The organism is Streptomyces sp. NPDC058662, from assembly GCF_042716255.1.
Classification (GTDB): domain Bacteria; phylum Actinomycetota; class Actinomycetes; order Streptomycetales; family Streptomycetaceae; genus Streptomyces.
On sequence record NZ_JBHXRU010000026.1, the window covers coordinates 1 to 18762 of the forward strand.

Below are 18762 nucleotides of genomic sequence, written 5' to 3' on the forward strand. Positions count from 1 at the left end.
GGGCGGGGCGGCGTACGGACGCGGGCGGTCAGTCGCGGGCGGCGGCGATCTCCGCCACGCGGCCGCGGACCAGGAACCAGCCGCCGACCAGGGCGGCGCCGATCAGCGGGACGAACATGACGGTCGTGCGGCCGACGCCCCCGTCGCACCACATCAGGACCAGGACCGTGGCCAGGAAGACGAGCGTCACGATCTGCGTGTACGGGGCCCACGGCAGCCGGTAGGAGGGGCGCTCCAGGCGGCCCTGCTTCGCGCGGCGCCAGAAGTGGAGCGAGCAGAGCATGACCATGGCCCAGGTGCCGAGGATGCCGAGCGAGGCGAAGTTCAGGACGATCTCGAAGGCCTCCTCCGCCATGAAGTAGTTCAGGACGACGCCCGCGACGCCGAAGGCGGCCGTGAACAGGACCCCGCCGTAGGGCACCTTGCCCTTGTTCATGACGCCCGTGAACCTGGGGGCCGAGCCGGCCAGGGACATGGAGCGCAGGATGCGGCCGGTGGAGTACAGGCCGGAGTTCAGGCTGGAGAGGGCGGCCGTCAGGACGACCAGGTTCATGATGCCCGCGGCGCCGGGCACGCCGAGCTCGTCGAAGACGGTGACGAAGGGGCTCTGGTCGGAGCTGTACGCCGTGTACGGGAGCAGCAGCGCGAGCAGGACGACGGAGCCCACGTAGAAGAGGCCCACGCGCCACATGATCGAGTTGATGGCCCTCGGCATGATCTTCTCGGGGTTCTCGGTCTCGCCCGCCGCGACGCCGCAGAGCTCGACGGAGGCGTAGGCGAAGACCACGCCCTGGATGACCAGGAGCATCGGGAGGACGCCGGAGGGGAAGAGCCCGCCGTTGTCCGTGATCGTGGACAGGCCCGGCGTGTGGCCGCCGATCTCGTGGCTGGTGGCCACGAGCCAGATGCCGACGATCAGGAAGATCACCAAGGCGGCGACCTTGACCAGGGAGAACCAGAACTCCATCTCGCCGAAGTACTTCACCGAGATCAGGTTCGCGGTGAGGACCACGGCGAGGGCGATGAAGGCGAGGACCCACTGCGGGACGTCGGTGAACAGGGACCAGAAGTGGGCGTAGGTCGCGGCGGCCGTGATGTCGGCCACGGTGGTCGTGGACCAGTTCAGGAAGTACAGCCAGCCGGCCGTGTAGGCGCCCTTCTCCCCCATGAACTCGCGGGCGTAGGAGACGAAGGCTCCGGAGGAGGGGCGGTAGAGCACGAGCTCGCCGAGGGCCCGGACGACGAAGAAGGCGAAGACGCCGCACACCGCGTAGGCGATCGCGAGGGAGGGGCCGGCTCCGGCGAGGCGTCCGCCCGCGCCGAGGAACAGGCCGGTGCCTATCGCCCCGCCGATCGCGATCATGTTGATGTGGCGGGACTTGAGGTCCTTGCTGTAGCCCTCGTCACCGGCGTCGACATGGCGGGAAGACGCCGGGGCGGTGGCCTCGGTCAAGGTGCGGTCACTCATGTATGACTTCGCCTTCGTGGATGGGGCAGGCAGGCCCGGACCGCCGCGCGGGGGAGCTGGGTGGTGTCGCCCGGGCGGCGGTCCGGTCGTTTCGGTCGCCCCAGGAGACCACGGGGTTCCGCTACCCGCCAAAATCGGACCCATGCGCCAGAAGCCCCCGACGACCTTGGAATCCGGCGCCGGGGGCTTCGTGAAGGCTGGAAAGCGAGGTCAGTCCCCCGCGGTGGCCTCTGCCGCCTGGTCGAGCCGGAAGGCCTCGTTGCCCAGGCCGATCCGTGCGTGCACCTCGGGGCGGCGGCTGCGCAGCAGCAGGCCGTACCCCAGGCCTGCCGCGACCGCGGCGCCGATGATGGCGGGCAGCGCCCAGCTGAGGGCGGAGCCCTCCTCGGCGCCGACCAGGACGCCGAAGTCCTTGACCGTGTACGCGGCGATGGCGAGGAGCGCGAGCCCGGCGGCGCCGGCCGCGACGAGCCGCCAGACCTGGGCCCCGGCGGTGCCGCGGCGGACGAAGAAGGCGATGACGGCGAAGGAGGCGGCGGCCATCAGCAGGGTCACGCCGAGGGCGCCGACGCTGCCCATCCAGGTGAACAGGTGCAGGACCGGGGCCGTGGGGTCGCCGGCCGGCATGTCGTCGGTGACGGCGAAGGCGATGACGACGACGGTGGCGATCACGCTCTGCAGGAGGGATCCGGTGCCGGGTGCGCCGGTGCCGCTGTTGGTGCGTCCGAAGGCGGCCGGGAGCAGGCCCTCGCGGCCCATCGCGAAGGCGTAGCGGGCGACCACGTTGTGGAAGCTGAGCACGGCCGCGAACATGCCGGTCACGAAGAGGATGTGCAGGACGTCGGTGAAGGTGGCGCCCAGCCGGCTCTCGGTGAGGGCGAAGAGCAGCCCGGGGCCCGCGTCCTTGGAGGTGGCGACCACCTCGGAGGGGCCGGTGGCGACGGTGAGGGCCCAGGCGCTGAAGGCGAAGAAGAGGGCGACGAAGCCCACGGCGAGGAACATCACCCGGGACACGACGATGTGCGGCCTGCTGGTCTCCTCGGCGTACACCGGGGACTGCTCGAAGCCGACGAAGGCGGCGATGCAGAAGCACAGGGCGGTGCCGAGGCCGGCGCCGGTGAGCGTCTCGGGGTTGAAGGCGTGCAGCGAGAGTCCCTCGGGGCCGGGCTCGGTGAGGGCGGCGAGGTCGAAGACGACGACGAGGGCGCACTCGATCAGGAGCAGGACGCCGAGCACCTTGGCGTTGAGGTCGATCTTGAGCCAGCCGAGGGCGCCGGTGGCGGCGACCGCGAGCAGGGCCGGTATCCACCAGGCGAGTTCGATCCGCAGGTAGGTGGCGAAGAGGCCGGAGATCTCGAAGCCGAGGATGCCGTACACGCCGACCTGCATGGCGCTGTACGCGACGAGGGCGACGAGGGAGGCGCCGGCGCCCGCGGTGGGGCCGAGGCCGCGGGCGATGTACGCGTAGAAGGCGCCGGCGTTGTGGACGTGCCGGCTCATCTCGGCGTAGCCGATGCTGAAGAGCGCGAGGACGATGCCGAGGATGACGAACAGCAGCGGCTGGCCGACGATGCCCATCACCCCGAAGGTCGTGGGCATGACACCCGCGACCACCATGAGGGGTGCGCTGGCGGCGAGTACGGAGAGCAGCAGGCCGGCGGTTCCCAGCCGGTCGGCGCGCAGGGCGCGGTCCTGGCCCTTGTAGGTACGGATCTCGGCGGGGTCGCGGAGCGTGGTGGATCTGCCCGTCGGCATGGCGGCGTCCTTTCGGGGTGGTCGGTCCGGGGGCGGGGCGGCGTCGGGTGGACGTCAGGCGGTGCCGAGGGCCGCGTTGCGCGCGGCGAGGAAGGCCTGGTGCGGGTCGCGGTCCGGATAGGACCAGGGGGCGCGTGTGGCGTGGCTGCCGATGCGGTGGAAGAGCGCGGCGGCTTCCGCCGGGCGGCCCTCGCAGAGCTTGGCGTGGGCCAGGAAGTTGAGGTCGACCCGGTTGCGGGGGTGGTCCTCCCGCTCCCACTCCAGCCACCAGTCGAAGGCCGAGCGCAGCACCTGGCGGGCCCGGCGGCCGGACCAGTGGGCGGCCGCGGCGCCCGGGGCGTGGCCCTGGGTGGCGGCGAGCACCCGGTAGCGCTCCGCGTGGGCGACGACGGGGAGCACGGCGAGCGGGGAGTCCGCCGGGGACTCCTCGGCGGCCCAGGCCGCGAAGTCGTAGACCTCGTGCAGCGGGTCGTGACCGGAGCCGGGGGCCCGCTCCGCGAGCCGGGCGACCATCAGGTGGTGGGCGTGGTGGTGCTCCCGGTGGCGGGCCCGGACCTGGTCGAAGTGGCGGCTGAAGTCCTCCTCGTTGCCGAAGGCGCGGGAGAGCAGCAGCAGGCCGAGCCAGGGGGTGGGGTCGGCGGGGAGCAGCGCGGCGGCCCGGCGGCAGGCGTTCTCGGCGGCTTCGGGGGCGCCCTTGCCGCGCAGGGCGGTGACGACGGCGGCGCAGGCGAGGAGGGTGGCGGCGTCGGCGCTCTCCGGCTCGGCGAGCAGCCACTCGCGGGCCCAGGCGGTGGCCGCCGGGGTCTCGGCGAGGACGACGACGCGGTGGCCCCTGCGGTCCCAGTCGTCGCCGGTGGCGACGAGGAGGGACCGGGCCGCGGACCAGCGGCCCTGGGTGAACTTGGTCCGTACGTCGACGAGCTCGGAGTCGCACAGGGCCGAGTCGAAGAGCTGGGCGTCCCGCTTGCGGGCGCGGCCGAGGGGCGGCGGAGGCGGGGACATCCGCGGGTTTCCCTCCAGAACACGGGTGGACGGGCAGAACACGGGTGGACGGGCGCGAGCCGTGGCCGGAGCGCGCGCGGGGTGTGCGCGGGTGCCGTCCCGGGCGGCCGGGGACCGTACCGGCGAGCGGCCGGATGATCACGCACAGCAAAGCGGTACGCACAGCTCCGCGTCAAGGTCCAGTCCACTGCGTGGCGGGTTTCAACTGCTGCGCCGATGGGATGAGTTGGTCCGCTTGTGCCGGTTCGGGAGCCGGTCGGGCCGCATCGTAGGGTGGGGCCATGAACCCTTGCGACGATCTTCCCCCGTACCAGATGGCCTTCCCCGGGCCGCTGCGCGACCAGCTGGTCGCGGCGGTGCTCAGCGGAAGGAAGACAAGCACCACAGGGCTGCTCGCCGCGTACCGGGTGGAGGGCGAGCCGCTGCCCGAACCGGGGCAGCGCTCCGCCCTGGTGGACTCCGCGGAGCGTCCGGTGGCCGTCCTGGAGATCACGGACGTACGGGTCCTGCCGCTCGCCGAGGTGGACCTGCGGCACGCTCTGGACGAGGGCGAGGGATATGCGTCAGTGGCCGAATGGCGCTCGTCGCACGAGGGTTTCTGGCACGGACCGCAGATGCGGGAACTGCTCGGGGACCCCGGGTTCACGGTCGGCGACGACACGCTGGTGGTGGCGGAACGATTCCGCGTGGTGGAGGCCGCCGGCGAGGGCGGCTGAACCGCCCGCGCCCGGCGGCCCCGTACCGCCCGCCCGCCGTCAGGCCACGGCTCGCGCCGCGGCGCGGCCCGCCGCCCGACCCGAGAAGATGCACCCGCCCAGGAACGTTCCCTCCAGGGCGCGGTACCCGTGCACCCCGCCGCCGCCGAAGCCGGCCGCCTCGCCCGCCGCGTAGACACCGGGCAGCGGCTCGCCGTCCCCGGCCAGGACCCGGGAGGAGAGGTCGGTCTCCAGGCCGCCCAGCGACTTGCGGGTCAGGATCGAGAGGCGGACCGCGATCAGCGGACCGGCCGCCGGATCCAGGATCCGGTGCGGGGCGGCGGTGCGGATCAGCTTGTCGCCGAGGTACTTGCGGGCGCCGTGGATCGACATCACCTGGAGGTCCTTGGTGAAGGGGTTGGCGATCTCCCGGTCCCGGGAGGTGACCACCTCGCGCAGCGCGGCCTCGTCGATCAGGTCCTTGCCGGTCACCGCGTTCATCCCGCGCACCAGGGCGGACAGGTCGCGCTCGACGACGAAGTCCGCGCCCTTGTCCATGAACGCCTTCACCGGCCCCGGCACGGCCTGCCGCGCGCGCGAGATCACGTCGCGGACCGACTTGCCGGTGAGGTCCGGGTTCTGCTCGGAGCCGGAGAGGGCGAACTCCTTGCCGATGACGCGCTGGTTGAGGACGAACCAGGTGTGGTCGTACCCGGTCCCCATGATGTGGTCGAGGGTGCCGAGGGTGTCGAATCCCGGGAAGAGCGGCACGGGGAGCCGCTTGCCGGTGGCGTCCAACCACAGCGACGAGGGGCCCGGCAGGATCCGGATGCCGTGCCGGGACCAGATCGGGTCCCAGTTCTCGATGCCCTCGGTGTAGTGCCACATCCGGTCCTTGTTGATGTGGCTGGCGCCCGCCGCCTCCGCGATGCCCAGCATCAGCCCGTCGACGTGCGCGGGGACCCCGGAGAGCATCCGCTCGGGCGGGGTGCCGAGGCGGGCCGGCCACTGCGCGCGGACGAGGTCGTGGTTGCCGCCGATGCCGCCGGAGGTGACGATGACGGCTTGGGCCCGCAGGGAGAACGCCCCGGTGGCCGTGCGGCCGCTCGCGGCGCCGCGTACGGCGTCGGAGGGCTCCAGCACCTCCCCCGTCACGGTGTCCAGCGCGCCGGCCGTGCGCGCGAGGCCGGTGACCCGGTGGCGGAACCGCAGCTGCACCAGGCCGCGGGCCACCCCGGCCCGGACGCGGCGCTCGAAGGGCTCCACGAGGCCGGGGCCCGTACCCCAGGTGATGTGGAAGCGGGGCACGGAGTTGCCGTGCCCGTTCGCGTCGTAGCCGCCGCGCTCCGCCCAGCCCACCACCGGGAAGAAGCGGACGCCCTGGGCGCGCAGCCAGGACCGCTTCTCCCCGGCCGCGAAGTCCACGTAGGCCTCGGCCCAGCGGCGCGGCCAGGCGTCCTCGTCCCGGTCGAACCCGGCGGTGCCCATCCAGTCCTGGAGGGCGAGGTCCCGGTTGTCCTTGACACGCATCCGGCGCTGCTCGGGCGAGTCCACGAGGAAGAGCCCGCCGAAGGACCAGTGCGCCTGGCCGCCGAGGGACTGCTCCGGCTCCTGGTCGAGCAGGATGACCTTGCGGCCCGCGTCGACGAGCTCGGCGGTGGCCGCGAGGCCGGCGAGGCCGGCCCCGATCACGATCACGTCTGCGTCGTACGTCATGGGTGTTCCCGTCCTCCGTCGGTGGTGGGGCAGATCCTTGGCTACGGAGCGGTAACCAGTCAACAGCGGTGATTGGATGAGCGGGTGAACGCCGCTGATGAGGTACTGGACGTGGTGGACCGGGACGACCGGGTGACGGGCCGGGCCCCCCGGGGCGAGGTGTACGCGCGGGGGCTGATCCACCGCTGCGTGTTCGTGGAGGTCCTGGGGCCGGGCGGGACGGTCTTCGTGCACCGCCGGACGGCGTCGAAGCTCGTGTTCCCCGGCCACTACGACATGTTCGTGGGCGGGGTGGTGGGCGCCGGCGAGGACTGCGCGCGGGCCGCCCTGCGCGAGGCCGAGGAGGAGCTGGGGGTGTCGGGACTGGAGCAGCCGGAGCCGCTGTTCAAGTTCCTGTACGAGGGGCCGGCCGGGGCGTGGTGGTCGTACGTGCACCAGGTGCGGTGCGAACTCCCGGTGCGGCCGCAGGTCTCGGAGGTGGACTGGTACGCCTTCCTCGGCCCGGACGAGGTGGAGCGGCGGGTGGCCGGCGGCGCCTGGCCGTGGGTGCCGGACGGGCTGGAGGCGTACCGGCGGCTGGCACGGTTCCGCGCCCGGGGCGGTCTCGGCTCCGCGGGCTAGCTCCCCGTAGATTGCGCCTGTGATCGACTTCGTCAAAGACGTACGCCTCTGGTTCGCGCCGCAGCGGCTCCGGGACGAGGGCGAGACCCCCGACTACCGGTTCTCGCTCGCCAACGAGCGGACCTTCCTGGCCTGGATCCGCACCGCGCTGGCCCTGGTGGGCGGCGGTTTCGCGGTGGACCAGTTCCTGCCCGACCTGCGGTGGGCGGTGCGCGTCGGCATGGCCGTCGCGCTGCTCGCGGTGGGTGCTGCGTGCTCGGTGCGCGCCGTGAACCACTGGACGCGGTGCGAGCGGGCGATGCGCCGGGGCGAGGACCTGCCGGTGTCGCGGTTCCCGGTGGTGCTCAGCCTGGGGGTGGGACTGGTCGCGGTGGCGATGGTGGTGGTCGTCCTACTGGGCTGGACGACGGGGTCGTGAGCGTTCCCGGCGAGCTCCGCGACGCGGGCCTGCAGCCGGAGCGGACCCGGCTCGCCTGGCGGCGTACGACCCTGGCCTGCTCGGTCGTGGCGGTCCTGGGGCTGCGGCAGGCGATGCGCGGGACCGGGGCGCCGGTGGAGGTGGCCGGCGCCGCGGTGATCGCGCTGCTGTGGCTGGCGTTCCTGGTGGTGGCGCACCGCCGGGTACGGGTGCTCGCGCGGGCCCGGCCGGGCCCGCTGGCGCCCCGGGCGGCCGCGGCGGTGGCGGGGTGCACGGTGGCGCTGGCGGTGCTCGCCGCGGCGGTGGTCCTGTGAACCGGCGGGTTGGCGTCGCAGGGGCGGGGGCGGGGGGCGCAGGCGGGCGGCGGGGGGACGTGGGCGTGGAGGGCGGCGGCGTGGGCGGGTGCGGAGCGCCGTCGCGGGCTGCCGTGCGGTCCGATGATCGGGGGATCCCATGATCGGCCTTGTCCGCGCCGCCGGGACGCAACGGGCGATACCGCCCGAACCGCACTAGCCTCGGCCCCATGACGACCCTGCACCACGAGCACCCCACGCACGAGCACGCCCACGGCGCCGACTGCGGGCACCGGGCGGTCCCGCACGGCGACCACCTGGACTACGCGCACGACGGCCATCTGCACCGGGAGCACTCCGGGCACTGGGAGGAGTGCGAGGCCCCGCGCCACGCGACCCACGAGGGCCACGCGCACGAGCACGGCACGGGCTGCGGGCACGACGCGGTCCCGCACGGCGACCACCTCGACTACCTGCACGACGGACACCGGCACGCCGCCCACGACGGCCACTACGACGACCACTGACAGCCGTTCGACCCAAGACCGGACCCGTCGACCGACCGACCGGCCGGCGGCGATTCGCCCCCCCTACTGATGTCGACCCGCTCTCCCCCGGGACCACCGCGGCCGGCAGGATGCGGTGCGCCTGACGCCGCGACCCGGGGAGAGCGCCGATGCCCTGGCCCTGCGCGCGGCCGTCGTGGGCGCCGGCGCGCCGCTCCCCCGCACGGTGGTGAACACCCACCACCACGGTGACCACACCTACGGCAACTCGGTCTTCGCACCCGAGGCCCTGATCGTGGGGCACGACCGCGCGCGGGCGGAGCATCTCGCCGCGGGCCACCAGTTGGAGATGATCTGGCCCGCGACGGATTTCGGCGCGACAGAGATCACCGCCCCCGACCTCACCTACAGCGAGCGCCTGACCCTGCACGTCGGCGGGACGGACGTACGGGTCCTGCACCCGGGGGTGGCGCACACCACCGGCGACTCGGTCGTGTGGCTGCCCCGGCAGCGGGTGGTGTTCACCGGCGACCTCGTCTTCGCCGGGGGGACCCCGTTCCTGGCCATGGGGTCGCTGGCCGGCTCCCTGCGGGCCCTGGAGCTGCTGCGCTCGCTGGACGCGGAGACCGTCGTCCCGGGCCACGGGCCGCTGACCGACGCCTCGGCCTACGACTCCACCGAGCGGTACCTGCGCCACATGGCCGCACTGGCGGCGGCGGGCCGGGAGGAGGGGCTGACCCCGCTGGAGACGGCCCGGCGGGCCGATCTGGGCGAGTTCGCCGCCTGGCGGGAGAGCGGGCGGCTCGTGGCGAACCTGCACCGGGCGTACGTGGAACTGGCCGGCGAGCCGGAGGGCGCCCCGCTGGACATCCCGGCGGTGCTCAGGGACATGACGGTGATGAACGGCGGGACGCCCATCCTCTGCCACGCGTAGGGGAGCGGGCGCCCGCGAGGCCGCCGCCGGGTCCGGGACTTTTCCGCCCGGCGCTCTGGACGCCATACCGACTGGTCGGCATGATGGCAGGCGGCGGGTACGGGGCACGGTCGCCCCACCCTCCTCCCCCCGTCCGCTCCCTCGGAGGTGCGCACTATGACGACAGCCCCGGCCCCCGGCCCGGCCGGCCCCCGCGGCCTCGACCTGGAACGGCTGCGCGGCCATCTCGACCGGGTGCGCCCCGGACTCGTGGGCGGACCGCTGTGCGGACGCCTGATCGAGGGCGGCCGCTCCAACCTCACCTACGAGGTCACGGACGGCTCCGCCCGCTGGGTCGTGCGCCGGCCGCCCCTCGGCCACGTCCTGGCGACCGCGCACGACATGCGGCGCGAGCACCGGGTCGTCACGGCGCTGCGGGACACGGCCGTACCGGTGCCGCGGACGGTGCTGCTGTGCGAGGACGACGCGGTGCTCGGAGCGCCCTTCTACGTCATGGAGTTCGTGGACGGGGTGCCGTACCGGACCGCGGGCGAGCTCACCGCGATCGGTCCCGAGCGCACCCGGCGGGCCGTGCTGGGCCTGGTGGACACCCTGGTGGAACTGCACGCGGTGGAACCGGAGTCGGTGGGTCTGGGCGACTTCGGCCGACCCGAGGGCTTCCTCGACCGGCAGCTGCGCCGCTGGGGCAAGCAGCTCGCGGCCTCGCGGGGCCGGGAACTCGCCGGGATCGACGAGCTGCACGGCGCGCTCGGCGGGGCGCTGCCCGCCTCCCCCGCGGCGACCGTCGTGCACGGCGACTTCCGGCTCGACAACGTCCTGATCGGCGGGCCGGACGACTCGATCCGGGCGGTGCTGGACTGGGAGATGTCGACACTCGGCGACCCGCTGACCGATCTGGGCCTGCTGGTGATGTACAGCTCCGACCTGGGCCTGGGCGACTCCCCGGTCAGTACGACGAGCGCGGCGCCGGGGCACCCGCGGCCGGCCGAGCTGATCGAGCGGTACGCGGCCCGCTCCGGCCGGGACACCGGATCCATCGCCTGGTACACGGCCTTCGCCTGGTTCAAGCTCGCGGTGATCCTCGAAGGCATCCACTACCGCTACACGCTCGGGCAGACCGTCGGCGCGGGCTTCGACCGGATCGGCGAGCTGGTCCCGGTCTTCATCGAGCACGGACTGACCACACTCCAGGACCGTCAGGACCACCCGGTCCGCCAGGAAGGCTGAGGCACGCACCATGGACTTCGCATTCGACGCCCGGACCGAGGAACTCCGCGAGCGGCTGCTCGCGTTCATGGAGGAGTACGTCTACCCGGCGGAGCCCGTCGCCGCCGAGCAGCGCGCGCGGCTGGCCTCGCCCTGGGACACCCCGGCCGTCTTCGGTGAACTGAAGGCGCAGGCGCGCCGCCAGGGCCTGTGGAACCTCTTCCTGCCGGACGCCGAGCACGGCGCCGGGCTGACCAACCTCCAGTACGCCCCGCTCGCCGAGATCATGGGGCGCAGCCCGCACCTGGCGCCGACGGCGACCAACTGCGCGGCTCCGGACACCGGGAACATGGAGCTGCTCGCCCAGTTCGGGAACGAGCAGCAGAAGAAGCAGTGGCTGGAGCCGCTGCTGGCCGGTGCGATCCGGTCCGCCTTCGCGATGACCGAGCCGGAGGTGGCCTCCTCGGACGCGACGAACATCGAGACGCGCATCGAGCGGTCCGAGGGCGGTTCCGGTGACACGTACGTGGTGACGGGCCGCAAGTGGTTCATCTCCGGCGCCATGAACCCGGACTGCAAGGTCTTCATCGTGATGGGCAAGACCGACCCCGGGGGCTCCGATCCGCGCCGCCTGCAGTCGATGGTCCTGGTCCCCCGCGACACCCCGGGCGTCGAGGTGCGCCGGGCCATGACGGTGTACGGCTACGAGGACCACGACCACGGCGGCCACGCCGAGGTGGTCTTCGACGGGGCCCGGGTACCGGCCTCGTACCTGATCGGCGAGGAGGGCGCGGGCTTCGCCATCGCCCAGGCCCGGCTCGGTCCGGGCCGGATCCACCACTGCATGCGGTTGATCGGCATGGCCGAGCGGGCCATCGAGCTGATGTGCCGGCGCGCGGTGGAACGCACCGCCTTCGGCAAGCCGCTGGCTTCGCAGGGAGTCGTGCAGAACTGGATCGCGGACGCCCGGGTCACCGTGGAGCAGCTCCGGCTGCTGGTGTTGAAGACGGCCTGGCTGATGGACACCGTCGGGAACCGGGGCGCGCACACCGAGATCCAGGCCATCAAGATCGCGACCCCGCGGGCGGTCGTGGAGATCCTGGACCGGGCGGTGCAGCTGCACGGCGCGGGCGGGGTCAGCCAGGACTTCCCGCTCGCGGAGCTGTGGGCGGCGGCGCGGACGCTGATGCTGGCCGACGGGCCGGACGAGGTGCACCAGCGCTCGCTGGCACGCCGGGAGCTCAAGCGGTACCTGTAGCCGCGGGCCCGTCGGGGCCGGGGTGCCCGGATCCCCCGGGCACCCGCGTCCGGGGCCCGTGGGCGCCGGACGCCGGGCCCGGCAGGATCCGAAAGAGACGATCTAGGGGCGCAGGGCGCGCAGCAGCAGGTCGGCGAGGTGGTCGGCGACCTGCTGCGGGGTGAGCGGGCCGTCCGCGCGGTACCAGGTGGACAGGTGGTGCACGGAGCCGAAGTGGTAGTCCACCACCAGGTCCGCGGGCGTCGCGTCGGAGAACACCCCGGCGCGCTGCCCTTCTTCGACCAGGGCCCGGAACCGCTCGTGGTAGCGCCGGCGCTCGGCACGTACCTGCTTGAACTTCTCCGGGCTGAGCTGGTGCATCGACCGGAAGAAGATCATCGCGTCGTCGAGGTTCTCGATGGTGGTCACCACCACGTCGGCGGCGGCCGCCCGCAGCCGCTCCTCGACGGGAGCGTCGGATCCGGCCACCGCGTCCAGCCTCTGCTGCTGGAGCCGGAGCATCCGCGCGTACACCTCGTGGAGCAGGTCGTCCTTGGACCCGAAGTAGTGGTAGAGCGCGCCCTTGGTGACTCCGGCCGCCTCCACGATCTCCTGGACCGAGGTGCGGTCGTACCCGCGCTCGGCGAACAGCCTGGTCGCGACGGCCAGCAGCCGCTGCGGTACCGGGGCTTCGTGCGTGCCTGCTGGCTCCGTGGTCCTGGCCGCCATGGTCCGACCTTCCCTTCCTCGTCCCTGCCTGACCGATCTGGCCAGCTGTACGACCGTCCGACTGTTTTCAGCCGCGCTCGCGCAGTTCCCGTCGCAGGATCTTGCCACTGGTCGTCTTCGGAAGGACAGGCAGGATCTCGACCTGGCGCGGGTACTTGTACGCGGCGATCCGCGCGGCGCAGTACGCCGACAGTTCCGCCGGCTCGGCGTGCGCCCCGGGGCGCAGGCTCACGTAGGCCTTCACGCTCTCGCCCCGGTACGCGTCCGGCACACCGACCACGGCCGCCTCGCGGACGGCGGGGTGCGTGTAGAGCACGTCCTCGACCTCGCGCGGCCAGACCTTGAAGCCGGAGGCGTTGATCATGTCCTTCTTGCGGTCGACCACGTAGAGCCAGCCGTCCCGGTCCATGAAGCCGACGTCGCCGGTGCGCAGTTCACCGCCCGGGAAGGCCTCGGCGGTCTCGGCGGGCAGGCCCCAGTAGCCGGGCACGACCTGCGGGCCGCGGACGGCTATCTCCCCGGTCTCGCCGAAGGGGACCTCCTCGCCGTGCCGGTCGAGGATGCGGACGACGGTGTCGGCGCCCGGCACGCCGACGGACAGGGTGCCGGAGGCGGGGTCGACCGGGGCCTCGCGGTGCGCGGGGACGGAGGCGCAGGGGGCGGTGCACTCGGTGAGGCCGTAGCCGTTGCGGAGGTAGAAGCCGAAGGTCTCGCGCAGGTGCCCGACCAGGGCGGGCGGGAGCGGGGCCCCGCCGGAGGAGACCACCTGGAACGAGGCGAAGTGGTCCGCGGTGGCGTCGGGGTGGGCGGCGAGGGCCATGAAGGCGGTGGCCGGGCCGACGGTGTAGGCGGGGCGGTGTTCGAGGAAGGCGTCGAGGACGACGCCGGCGTCGAAGCGGTGGGCGAGGACGAGGGTGCCGGCGTTGGCGAGGCAGGCACCGAGCTGGCAGACCATGCCCGTGATGTGGAAGAGCGGCGCGAGGGCGAAATAGGCGGCTCCCTCGGGCAGGGGGTGGCCGGTGACCTGGCGGACGGCGTTGTAGGTGAGCGCGCCGTGGGGGTTCATGGCGCCCTTCGGGGTCCCGCTGGTGCCCGAGGTGTAGCTGATGAGGGCGGTGTCGGCGGCCGTGAGCAGCGGGTCGGGCGGCGCGGGACGGCCCCGGCGGGCGGTGGCGGCGAGGTCGTCGGCGCGCACGCCGGCGGGTTCGCCGGGGGCGGGGGGCTCGGCGTCCGGGACGGCGGTCGCCGCCGGGGGGAGCACCCGCGGGTCGTTCCTGGTCTGGAAGTCCCGGCCGGAGGCGGTCAGGGCGATCCGCACGCTCGTCCCGGCGGCTGCCTTGCGGAGGTACGCCGTCCACGCGCCGCCGTCGCAGACCAGCGCGCGGGCTCCGGAGTCGCGCAGGACGTGCCGCACCTCGCCGGACTTGTACATGGGGTTGACCGGGACGACGACGGCTCCGGCCTTCCAGGCGGCGAGGACGGCCAGGACGAAGTGCGGGGTGTTCTGCAGCATGACGGCGACGCGGTCGCCGCGCCGCACGCCGTGCGCGGCGAGGTGCCCGGCGACCGAGTCGGACAGGGTGTCGGCCTCGGCGTAGGCGGTCCGGCCGTCGAAGTAGGCCAGCGCGGTGCGCCCGGGGGCCCGGGCGCAGGCCTCGCGGAAGGCGTGCAGCAGGGTGGGGGGCGGCGCGACGGGCGCGCGCTGGGCCGGGCTGAGCACGCCCAGCCAGGGCCGGTCCGCGTACCGGGCGGCGGGCGCGGGGGGTACCGCGGGCTCGGCGGGGGCCGCGGTGACGGCGGGCGCGGCCGGGGCGGGCGCCGCGGTCACCGGGGGCGCCGCCGGGGTGGGCTCGGCGGTCACCGGTCCTCCCATTTCCGCTGGAGATGGCTCATGCCGCCGAGCCAGCGGTCCGTGTCCGTGGCGCGCGCGGCATAGAAGTCCGCCACCTCGGGGTGCGGGAGGATCAAGAACCGGCCCTTCTCCATGCCGTCGAACAGCGCGTCCGCGACCGCTTCCGGCTCGATCGCGGTCGGTGCGAGGACGAGTTCGCCCGCCGAGCCCGCGGCGGTCAGCATGTCGGTGCGCACCCCTTGCGGGCAGATGGCGTGGACCTGGACGCCCCGGTGGCGGTAGGTCAGCGACAGCCATTCGGCGAAGGCGAGCGCACCGTGCTTGGTGACACTGTACGGCGCCGCTCCGATCATGGTCAGCAGTCCGGCGGCGGAGACGGTGGACACGAAGCGGCCGCTCCCCCGCGCCAGCCAGTCCGGCAGCAGCAGGCGGGCGGCGCGGACGTGGGCCATGACGTTGGTGTCCCAGGCCGCTTCCCAGACGGCCTCGTCGGCGAAGGCGTCGCCGCCGGAGGCGAGCCCGGCGTTGGCGCAGTAGACGTCGACCGTCCCGCCGAGGGCCTCCCGGGCGTCGGCCGCGATCGCCGAGGCGTCGCCGGGCACCGCGATCGCGCGGGGCCCGATCGCGCCCGCCACGGCGGCGGCCCGCTCCGCGTCGAGGTCGTTGACGACGACGGTGGCGCCCTCGGCGGCGAAGCGGTGGGCGAGGGCGGCGCCGATGCCGCCGCCCGCTCCGGTCACGACGACTCGCTGGTCCTGGTACGCGCTCACGGGGATCACCTTTCACGGGGGGCGCCGGCTTCCGATGACCGGATGGCGGGCAGACTAACCAGTCGGTATGTCCTGACGGAAGGGGTGCGCGCCCTAGCGTGGCCGGATGACGCTGTCACGACGCGGGATGCTGGGACTGGCGGGGGCCCTGGGAACGGCCCACGGGCTGCTCCCGGTCGGCGACGCGGGGGCGGCCGGGCCGCCCGGGGCGCCCGCGGCGCCCGCGGCCGGTGCGCCGACCCGGGCCGCGCGGGTGCGGACGGGCTTCGAGCGGCTCGCCGCCGACGGGTACGGCGTCCTGGCCGGCCGGCGGGTCGGAGTCGTCACCAACCCCACCGGCATCACCGCGGACGCCCGCCACCTGGTCGACGTACTGCACGCGGACGACCGGGTGGACCTCGTCGCGGTGTTCGGGCCCGAGCACGGGTTCCGGGGGACGGCGCAGGCCGGGGGGTCCGAGGGGGCCTCCCGGGACCCGGCGACGGGCCTGCCCGTGTACGACACGTACGCCACGAGCGGTCAGCGGCTCGCGGACGTGTTCACGGCGGCCGGGGTGGACACCGTCGTCTTCGACATCCAGGACGTCGGAGCCCGCTTCTACACCTACATCTGGACCCTCTACGACTGCATGCGCGCGGCCTCGCTCGCCGGCAAGGCGGTCGTGGTGCTGGACCGGCCCAACCCGGTGGGCGGCCGCCGGGCGGCCGGGCCGGTGCTGGAGCGGCCGTACGCGAGTTTCGTGGGCCGGGAGCCGATCGCGCTCGCGCACGGGATGACGGCCGCGGAGCTGGCACGGCTCTTCAACGGCGAGTTCCTCGCCGACGCCCCGGTGCGGCTGGAGACGGTGGCGATGACCGGCTGGCGGCGCGGGTCCTTCTTCGGCGAGACCGGACTGCCGTGGGTTCCGCCGAGTCCGAACATGCCGACCCCGGACACGGCCCTCGCGTACGCCGGCACCTGCCTGTTCGAGGGCACGAACCTGTCCGAGGGGCGCGGGACGACCACGCCCTTCGAGGTGCTGGGCGCCGAGGGCGTCGACCGGCGGTGGGCCGAGGCGGCGAACGCGCTGGACCTGCCGGGGGTGTGGTTCCGGGAGGCGTACTTCACTCCGTCCTTCTCCAAGCACGCCGGGAAGGTCTGCGGCGGGGTCCGGCTGATCGTGCACGACCGGCAGGCCTTCGACCCGGTCCTGACGGGCATCGGCCTGCTGGTCACCGCGCGGCGTTCAGCGAGCGGCTTCGCCTGGCGCGCGGACCACTGGATCGACCGGCTCACGGGATCCGATCGGGTCCGCACGATGATCGACGCGGGAGCGGGGGCGGCGGAGATCGCGGCCGACTGGTCGGCGGGACTGGCGCGGTTCGAGGCCGTACGCGGGGAATACCTCCTCTACGGGTAGCCGGGCGCGCGCCGGGGTCGGGCGGACGGCCTCGGCGACGGGGCCCGGTCCGGCCGGGGCCGCGGGCGCTCCGGCGGCGAGCGGAGGGGGACGTCATGGCGGACAGGGGTGTCGGGACCGGCCCGTACGCGGAGCTGACCTTCGACGCGGAGGGCGACGCCGACCGGGCCTCGTTCGGCGCGGTGGCCCGGATGGAGGCCACGGACCTGCTGGTCTTCGCGCACGGCTGGAACAGCGACCGGTCCACGGCGACCCGTCTCTACGACCGCTTCTTCGCCCCCTTCCCGGGTCTGGTCGGGGCCGGGGTGCGGCTGGGGTACGTGGGGGTCGTCTGGCCCGCGATGCGCTTCTCGGACGAGCCCATACCGGACTTCGACCCTCCCGGCGCGCTCGCGGCACCCGGCGTCCGCGGCGCGGCACTGGACCCCGCCACGCGGCGGGCGCTCGGGGAGTTCTGGCCGCGGCGCGAGGAGGCCCTGGACCGGGTGGCCGAGCTGCTGGAGGAGCGGCCGGGGTCGACGGCGGCCTTCGCCGAGTTCGGCGCCCTGGTCAGGGAGCTGGCCGGGGTGGACGCGGTCCCCTCGGCGGCGGCGCCCGCGGTGCCCGCGCTCTTCACGCAGGACGTCGTGGCGGTGTGCCGGGCCCTCACCCTCGCCCTGGCCGAGTCGGGGGCGCTGCCCGCGGACATCACGGCGCACGGCGAACCGGGTGGAGCCGGGCTGCGGGGACCCGGGCAGCGGGAGCTGTGGAACGGCGCCAAGGAGCTGCTGCGGCAGGCGACGTTCTACCGGATGAAGAAGCGGGCCGGAGTGATCGGCGAGCGCGGCCTGGGCCCGGTGCTGGCGCGACTGGCGGACGAGCGGCCGGCGCTGCGCGTCCACCTGGTCGGCCACAGCTTCGGCGCCCGCGTGGTGTCCTTCTCGCTGCGCGCGGTGCCGTCCGGGGCCCGGTACGTGAAATCCCTGACCCTGCTCCAAGGAGCCTTCTCCCACTACGCGTTCGCCGACCGGCTGCCGCACGACCAGGGCCGGGGCGGCGCCCTGGGCGGGCTCCAGCGGCGGGTCGACGGGCCGGTGGTGGCGTGCCACTCCGCGCACGACACGGCCCTCGGGGTGTTCTACCCGCTGGCCTGCCGGACGGCGGGTGATTCGGCCGGTCTGCTCGGCTTCGACGAACGGTGGGGCGCCATCGGGCACGGCGGGGTGCGCGCGGTGCCCGGCGCGCCCCGGCTCAGCCTGGATGCGGTCCTGCGCGGAGGGCTGCCCGCCGCCGGTTGCGTGAGCGTGGACGCGGGCTCCGTGGTGCGGCGGGGCGGGGCCCCGTCGGGGGCGCACAGCGACATCTGCCACGAGGAACTGGCCCGGGTCGTGGTCACCGCGGGGCGCATGGGGCGCTGACTTCCGGCCATGTGCCACCCGTACGCCTCGACCGCCCCCGCATGCGCCCGCACCCTGCCGGGCATGTTGGGCACATCGGCGGAGGTGAAGGTGTGATGGCGGGATTCCGGAGTCTGGCCCACCAGGTGCGGGACGCACACAACGACAGGGCCCTGCGGCGCCACTCGCTGCGCCGCTGCCTGGAGCGGTTCGCCCCGTACGGGCACCGCGCCACCTGGTGGCACTTGTGCGACCGGCACGGGATCGCCCCCGAGGACCGGGGAGCGGATCCGCTGCGGCTGGTGGCCGCGTTGGAGGAGCTGGAGGAGGCGCGGGCGGTCTGGTTGGAGTACGAGCGCCAGTTCGCGGAGCGGCGGCGGCGCGAGAAGCACCACGGGGTGCGGCGCCCCGAGTGGGCGTGGGGCGGCAGCGGCGACGCGGTGGTGCGGTGCGCGGATCCGGGGGTGCGGCCGGAGGGGACGCTCGGGGAGGTGCTGCGGCGGCTGGTGCGGGCGCTGGAGTCGGCGCCCGGGGCGGGGTGCCCGGTGTGCGGGGACACGGAGCTGCGGTGGCCGGGGGCGGTCGCGGGCCCCTCAAGCCCCGGGCGCCGCTCCGGGAGCGGACGCGGTACGGGGCACGGGCACGGGCGGGTCCCCGGTCCGCACGGGCCCGGCCCCTGTGAGGGGGCATGGGCCTGGGACGGGCCGCTGTGCGCCGGCTGCGGGATCGTGGTGCCCAGACCGGCGCTGGCGGACCTGCCCGCGGCGGACGCGGCGTGAGGCGCG

18 protein-coding genes are annotated in these 18762 nt (G+C 74.2%); 11 read left to right on the forward strand and 7 right to left on the reverse strand.

Features of this window, described 5'->3' with window-relative positions:
- Positions 1-28 precede the first annotated feature (28 nt).
- The 3 genes from ACFWUQ_RS12370 to ACFWUQ_RS12380 all read right to left on the reverse strand — a co-directional run bounded on the left by ACFWUQ_RS12370 (position 29) and on the right by ACFWUQ_RS12380 (position 4225).
- Positions 29-1468 carry an amino acid permease gene (locus tag ACFWUQ_RS12370; RefSeq protein ID WP_384536572.1) on the reverse strand — a complete coding sequence of 480 codons (1440 nt, stop codon included), beginning with the start codon at positions 1466-1468 and terminating at the stop codon, positions 29-31.
- Between the two features lie 210 nt (positions 1469-1678).
- Positions 1679-3223, reverse strand: a complete 1545-nt coding sequence (locus tag ACFWUQ_RS12375; protein ID WP_384536575.1) for an APC family permease — start codon at positions 3221-3223, stop codon at positions 1679-1681.
- 54 nt (positions 3224-3277) lie between these two features.
- Complete coding sequence (locus ACFWUQ_RS12380) at positions 3278-4225, reverse strand: hypothetical protein (protein WP_384536578.1); 948 nt, start codon at positions 4223-4225, stop codon at positions 3278-3280.
- 281 nt (positions 4226-4506) lie between these two features.
- Between ACFWUQ_RS12380 and ACFWUQ_RS12385 the strand changes: the two genes are divergently transcribed.
- A complete protein-coding gene (locus ACFWUQ_RS12385; RefSeq protein WP_384536581.1) occupies positions 4507-4941 on the forward strand; it encodes an ASCH domain-containing protein in 435 nt (144 codons plus the stop codon).
- 39 nt (positions 4942-4980) lie between these two features.
- Here ACFWUQ_RS12385 and ACFWUQ_RS12390 read toward each other — a convergent pair whose 3' ends face one another.
- Positions 4981-6636, reverse strand: coding sequence for an FAD-binding dehydrogenase (locus ACFWUQ_RS12390; protein WP_384536584.1), 1656 nt, complete (start codon positions 6634-6636; stop codon positions 4981-4983).
- Positions 6637-6720: 84 nt separating this feature from the next.
- Between ACFWUQ_RS12390 and ACFWUQ_RS12395 the strand changes: the two genes are divergently transcribed.
- The 7 genes from ACFWUQ_RS12395 to ACFWUQ_RS12425 all read left to right on the forward strand — a co-directional run bounded on the left by ACFWUQ_RS12395 (position 6721) and on the right by ACFWUQ_RS12425 (position 11872).
- Positions 6721-7257: an NUDIX domain-containing protein gene (locus ACFWUQ_RS12395; RefSeq protein ID WP_384536587.1), complete on the forward strand. Its 537-nt coding sequence runs from the start codon at positions 6721-6723 to the stop codon at positions 7255-7257.
- 19 nt (positions 7258-7276) lie between these two features.
- Positions 7277-7675, forward strand: a complete 399-nt coding sequence (locus ACFWUQ_RS12400) for a YidH family protein (RefSeq protein WP_384536590.1) — start codon at positions 7277-7279, stop codon at positions 7673-7675.
- Positions 7672-7989 (forward strand): DUF202 domain-containing protein, encoded by a 318-nt coding sequence (locus ACFWUQ_RS12405; protein ID WP_384536593.1) that lies wholly within the window; start codon positions 7672-7674, stop codon positions 7987-7989. The genes ACFWUQ_RS12400 and ACFWUQ_RS12405 overlap by 4 nt, the downstream gene beginning before the upstream one ends.
- Positions 7990-8198: 209 nt before the next feature.
- Entirely contained in the window at positions 8199-8495 is a 297-nt protein-coding gene (locus tag ACFWUQ_RS12410) for a hypothetical protein (protein ID WP_384536595.1), read from the forward strand.
- Between the two features lie 115 nt (positions 8496-8610).
- On the forward strand, positions 8611-9408 hold the full coding sequence (locus tag ACFWUQ_RS12415) for an MBL fold metallo-hydrolase (RefSeq protein WP_384536598.1): 798 nt from the start codon (positions 8611-8613) through the stop codon (positions 9406-9408).
- 156 nt (positions 9409-9564) lie between these two features.
- Positions 9565-10635, forward strand: coding sequence for a phosphotransferase family protein (locus tag ACFWUQ_RS12420; protein WP_384536601.1), 1071 nt, complete (start codon positions 9565-9567; stop codon positions 10633-10635).
- Positions 10636-10645: 10 nt separating this feature from the next.
- Positions 10646-11872 (forward strand): acyl-CoA dehydrogenase family protein, encoded by a 1227-nt coding sequence (locus ACFWUQ_RS12425; protein ID WP_384536604.1) that lies wholly within the window; start codon positions 10646-10648, stop codon positions 11870-11872.
- 102 nt (positions 11873-11974) lie between these two features.
- Here the strand turns inward: ACFWUQ_RS12425 and ACFWUQ_RS12430 are convergent, their stop codons facing one another.
- From ACFWUQ_RS12430 to ACFWUQ_RS12440, 3 genes are all read right to left on the reverse strand, one after another.
- Positions 11975-12580: a TetR/AcrR family transcriptional regulator gene (locus tag ACFWUQ_RS12430; RefSeq protein ID WP_384536607.1), complete on the reverse strand. Its 606-nt coding sequence runs from the start codon at positions 12578-12580 to the stop codon at positions 11975-11977.
- Between the two features lie 67 nt (positions 12581-12647).
- Positions 12648-14441 (reverse strand): class I adenylate-forming enzyme family protein, encoded by a 1794-nt coding sequence (locus tag ACFWUQ_RS12435; RefSeq protein WP_384536609.1) that lies wholly within the window; start codon positions 14439-14441, stop codon positions 12648-12650.
- Positions 14438-15211, reverse strand: coding sequence for an SDR family oxidoreductase (locus tag ACFWUQ_RS12440; RefSeq protein WP_384536612.1), 774 nt, complete (start codon positions 15209-15211; stop codon positions 14438-14440). The genes ACFWUQ_RS12435 and ACFWUQ_RS12440 overlap by 4 nt, the downstream gene beginning before the upstream one ends.
- Positions 15212-15308: 97 nt before the next feature.
- Here ACFWUQ_RS12440 and ACFWUQ_RS12445 point away from each other — a divergent pair, with 97 nt between their 5' ends.
- The 3 genes from ACFWUQ_RS12445 to ACFWUQ_RS12455 all read left to right on the forward strand — a co-directional run bounded on the left by ACFWUQ_RS12445 (position 15309) and on the right by ACFWUQ_RS12455 (position 18756).
- Complete coding sequence (locus ACFWUQ_RS12445; protein ID WP_384536615.1) at positions 15309-16601, forward strand: exo-beta-N-acetylmuramidase NamZ domain-containing protein; 1293 nt, start codon at positions 15309-15311, stop codon at positions 16599-16601.
- A gap of 95 nt (positions 16602-16696) precedes the next feature.
- Positions 16697-17998 carry a serine-threonine protein kinase gene (locus ACFWUQ_RS12450; protein ID WP_384536618.1) on the forward strand — a complete coding sequence of 434 codons (1302 nt, stop codon included), beginning with the start codon at positions 16697-16699 and terminating at the stop codon, positions 17996-17998.
- Positions 17999-18093: 95 nt separating this feature from the next.
- Positions 18094-18756: a hypothetical protein gene (locus ACFWUQ_RS12455; protein ID WP_384536621.1), complete on the forward strand. Its 663-nt coding sequence runs from the start codon at positions 18094-18096 to the stop codon at positions 18754-18756.
- Positions 18757-18762: the final 6 nt, after the last annotated feature.

What these genes read in the sequence shown, in the direction of transcription:
- ACFWUQ_RS12410 (WP_384536595.1), top strand. Translation starts at nt 8,199, where the DNA reads ATGACGACCCTGCACCACGAGCACCCCACGCACGAGCACGCCCACGGC.
- ACFWUQ_RS12450 (WP_384536618.1), top strand. Translation starts at nt 16,697, where the DNA reads ATGGCGGACAGGGGTGTCGGGACCGGCCCGTACGCGGAGCTGACCTTC.
- ACFWUQ_RS12370 (WP_384536572.1), bottom strand. Translation starts at nt 1,468, where the DNA reads ATGAGTGACCGCACCTTGACCGAGGCCACCGCCCCGGCGTCTTCCCGC.
- ACFWUQ_RS12455 (WP_384536621.1), top strand. Translation starts at nt 18,094, where the DNA reads ATGGCGGGATTCCGGAGTCTGGCCCACCAGGTGCGGGACGCACACAAC.
- ACFWUQ_RS12375 (WP_384536575.1), bottom strand. Translation starts at nt 3,223, where the DNA reads ATGCCGACGGGCAGATCCACCACGCTCCGCGACCCCGCCGAGATCCGT.
- ACFWUQ_RS12385 (WP_384536581.1), top strand. Translation starts at nt 4,507, where the DNA reads ATGAACCCTTGCGACGATCTTCCCCCGTACCAGATGGCCTTCCCCGGG.
- ACFWUQ_RS12430 (WP_384536607.1), bottom strand. Translation starts at nt 12,580, where the DNA reads ATGGCGGCCAGGACCACGGAGCCAGCAGGCACGCACGAAGCCCCGGTA.
- ACFWUQ_RS12445 (WP_384536615.1), top strand. Translation starts at nt 15,309, where the DNA reads ATGACGCTGTCACGACGCGGGATGCTGGGACTGGCGGGGGCCCTGGGA.
- ACFWUQ_RS12425 (WP_384536604.1), top strand. Translation starts at nt 10,646, where the DNA reads ATGGACTTCGCATTCGACGCCCGGACCGAGGAACTCCGCGAGCGGCTG.
- ACFWUQ_RS12380 (WP_384536578.1), bottom strand. Translation starts at nt 4,225, where the DNA reads ATGTCCCCGCCTCCGCCGCCCCTCGGCCGCGCCCGCAAGCGGGACGCC.
- ACFWUQ_RS12420 (WP_384536601.1), top strand. Translation starts at nt 9,565, where the DNA reads ATGACGACAGCCCCGGCCCCCGGCCCGGCCGGCCCCCGCGGCCTCGAC.
- ACFWUQ_RS12390 (WP_384536584.1), bottom strand. Translation starts at nt 6,636, where the DNA reads ATGACGTACGACGCAGACGTGATCGTGATCGGGGCCGGCCTCGCCGGC.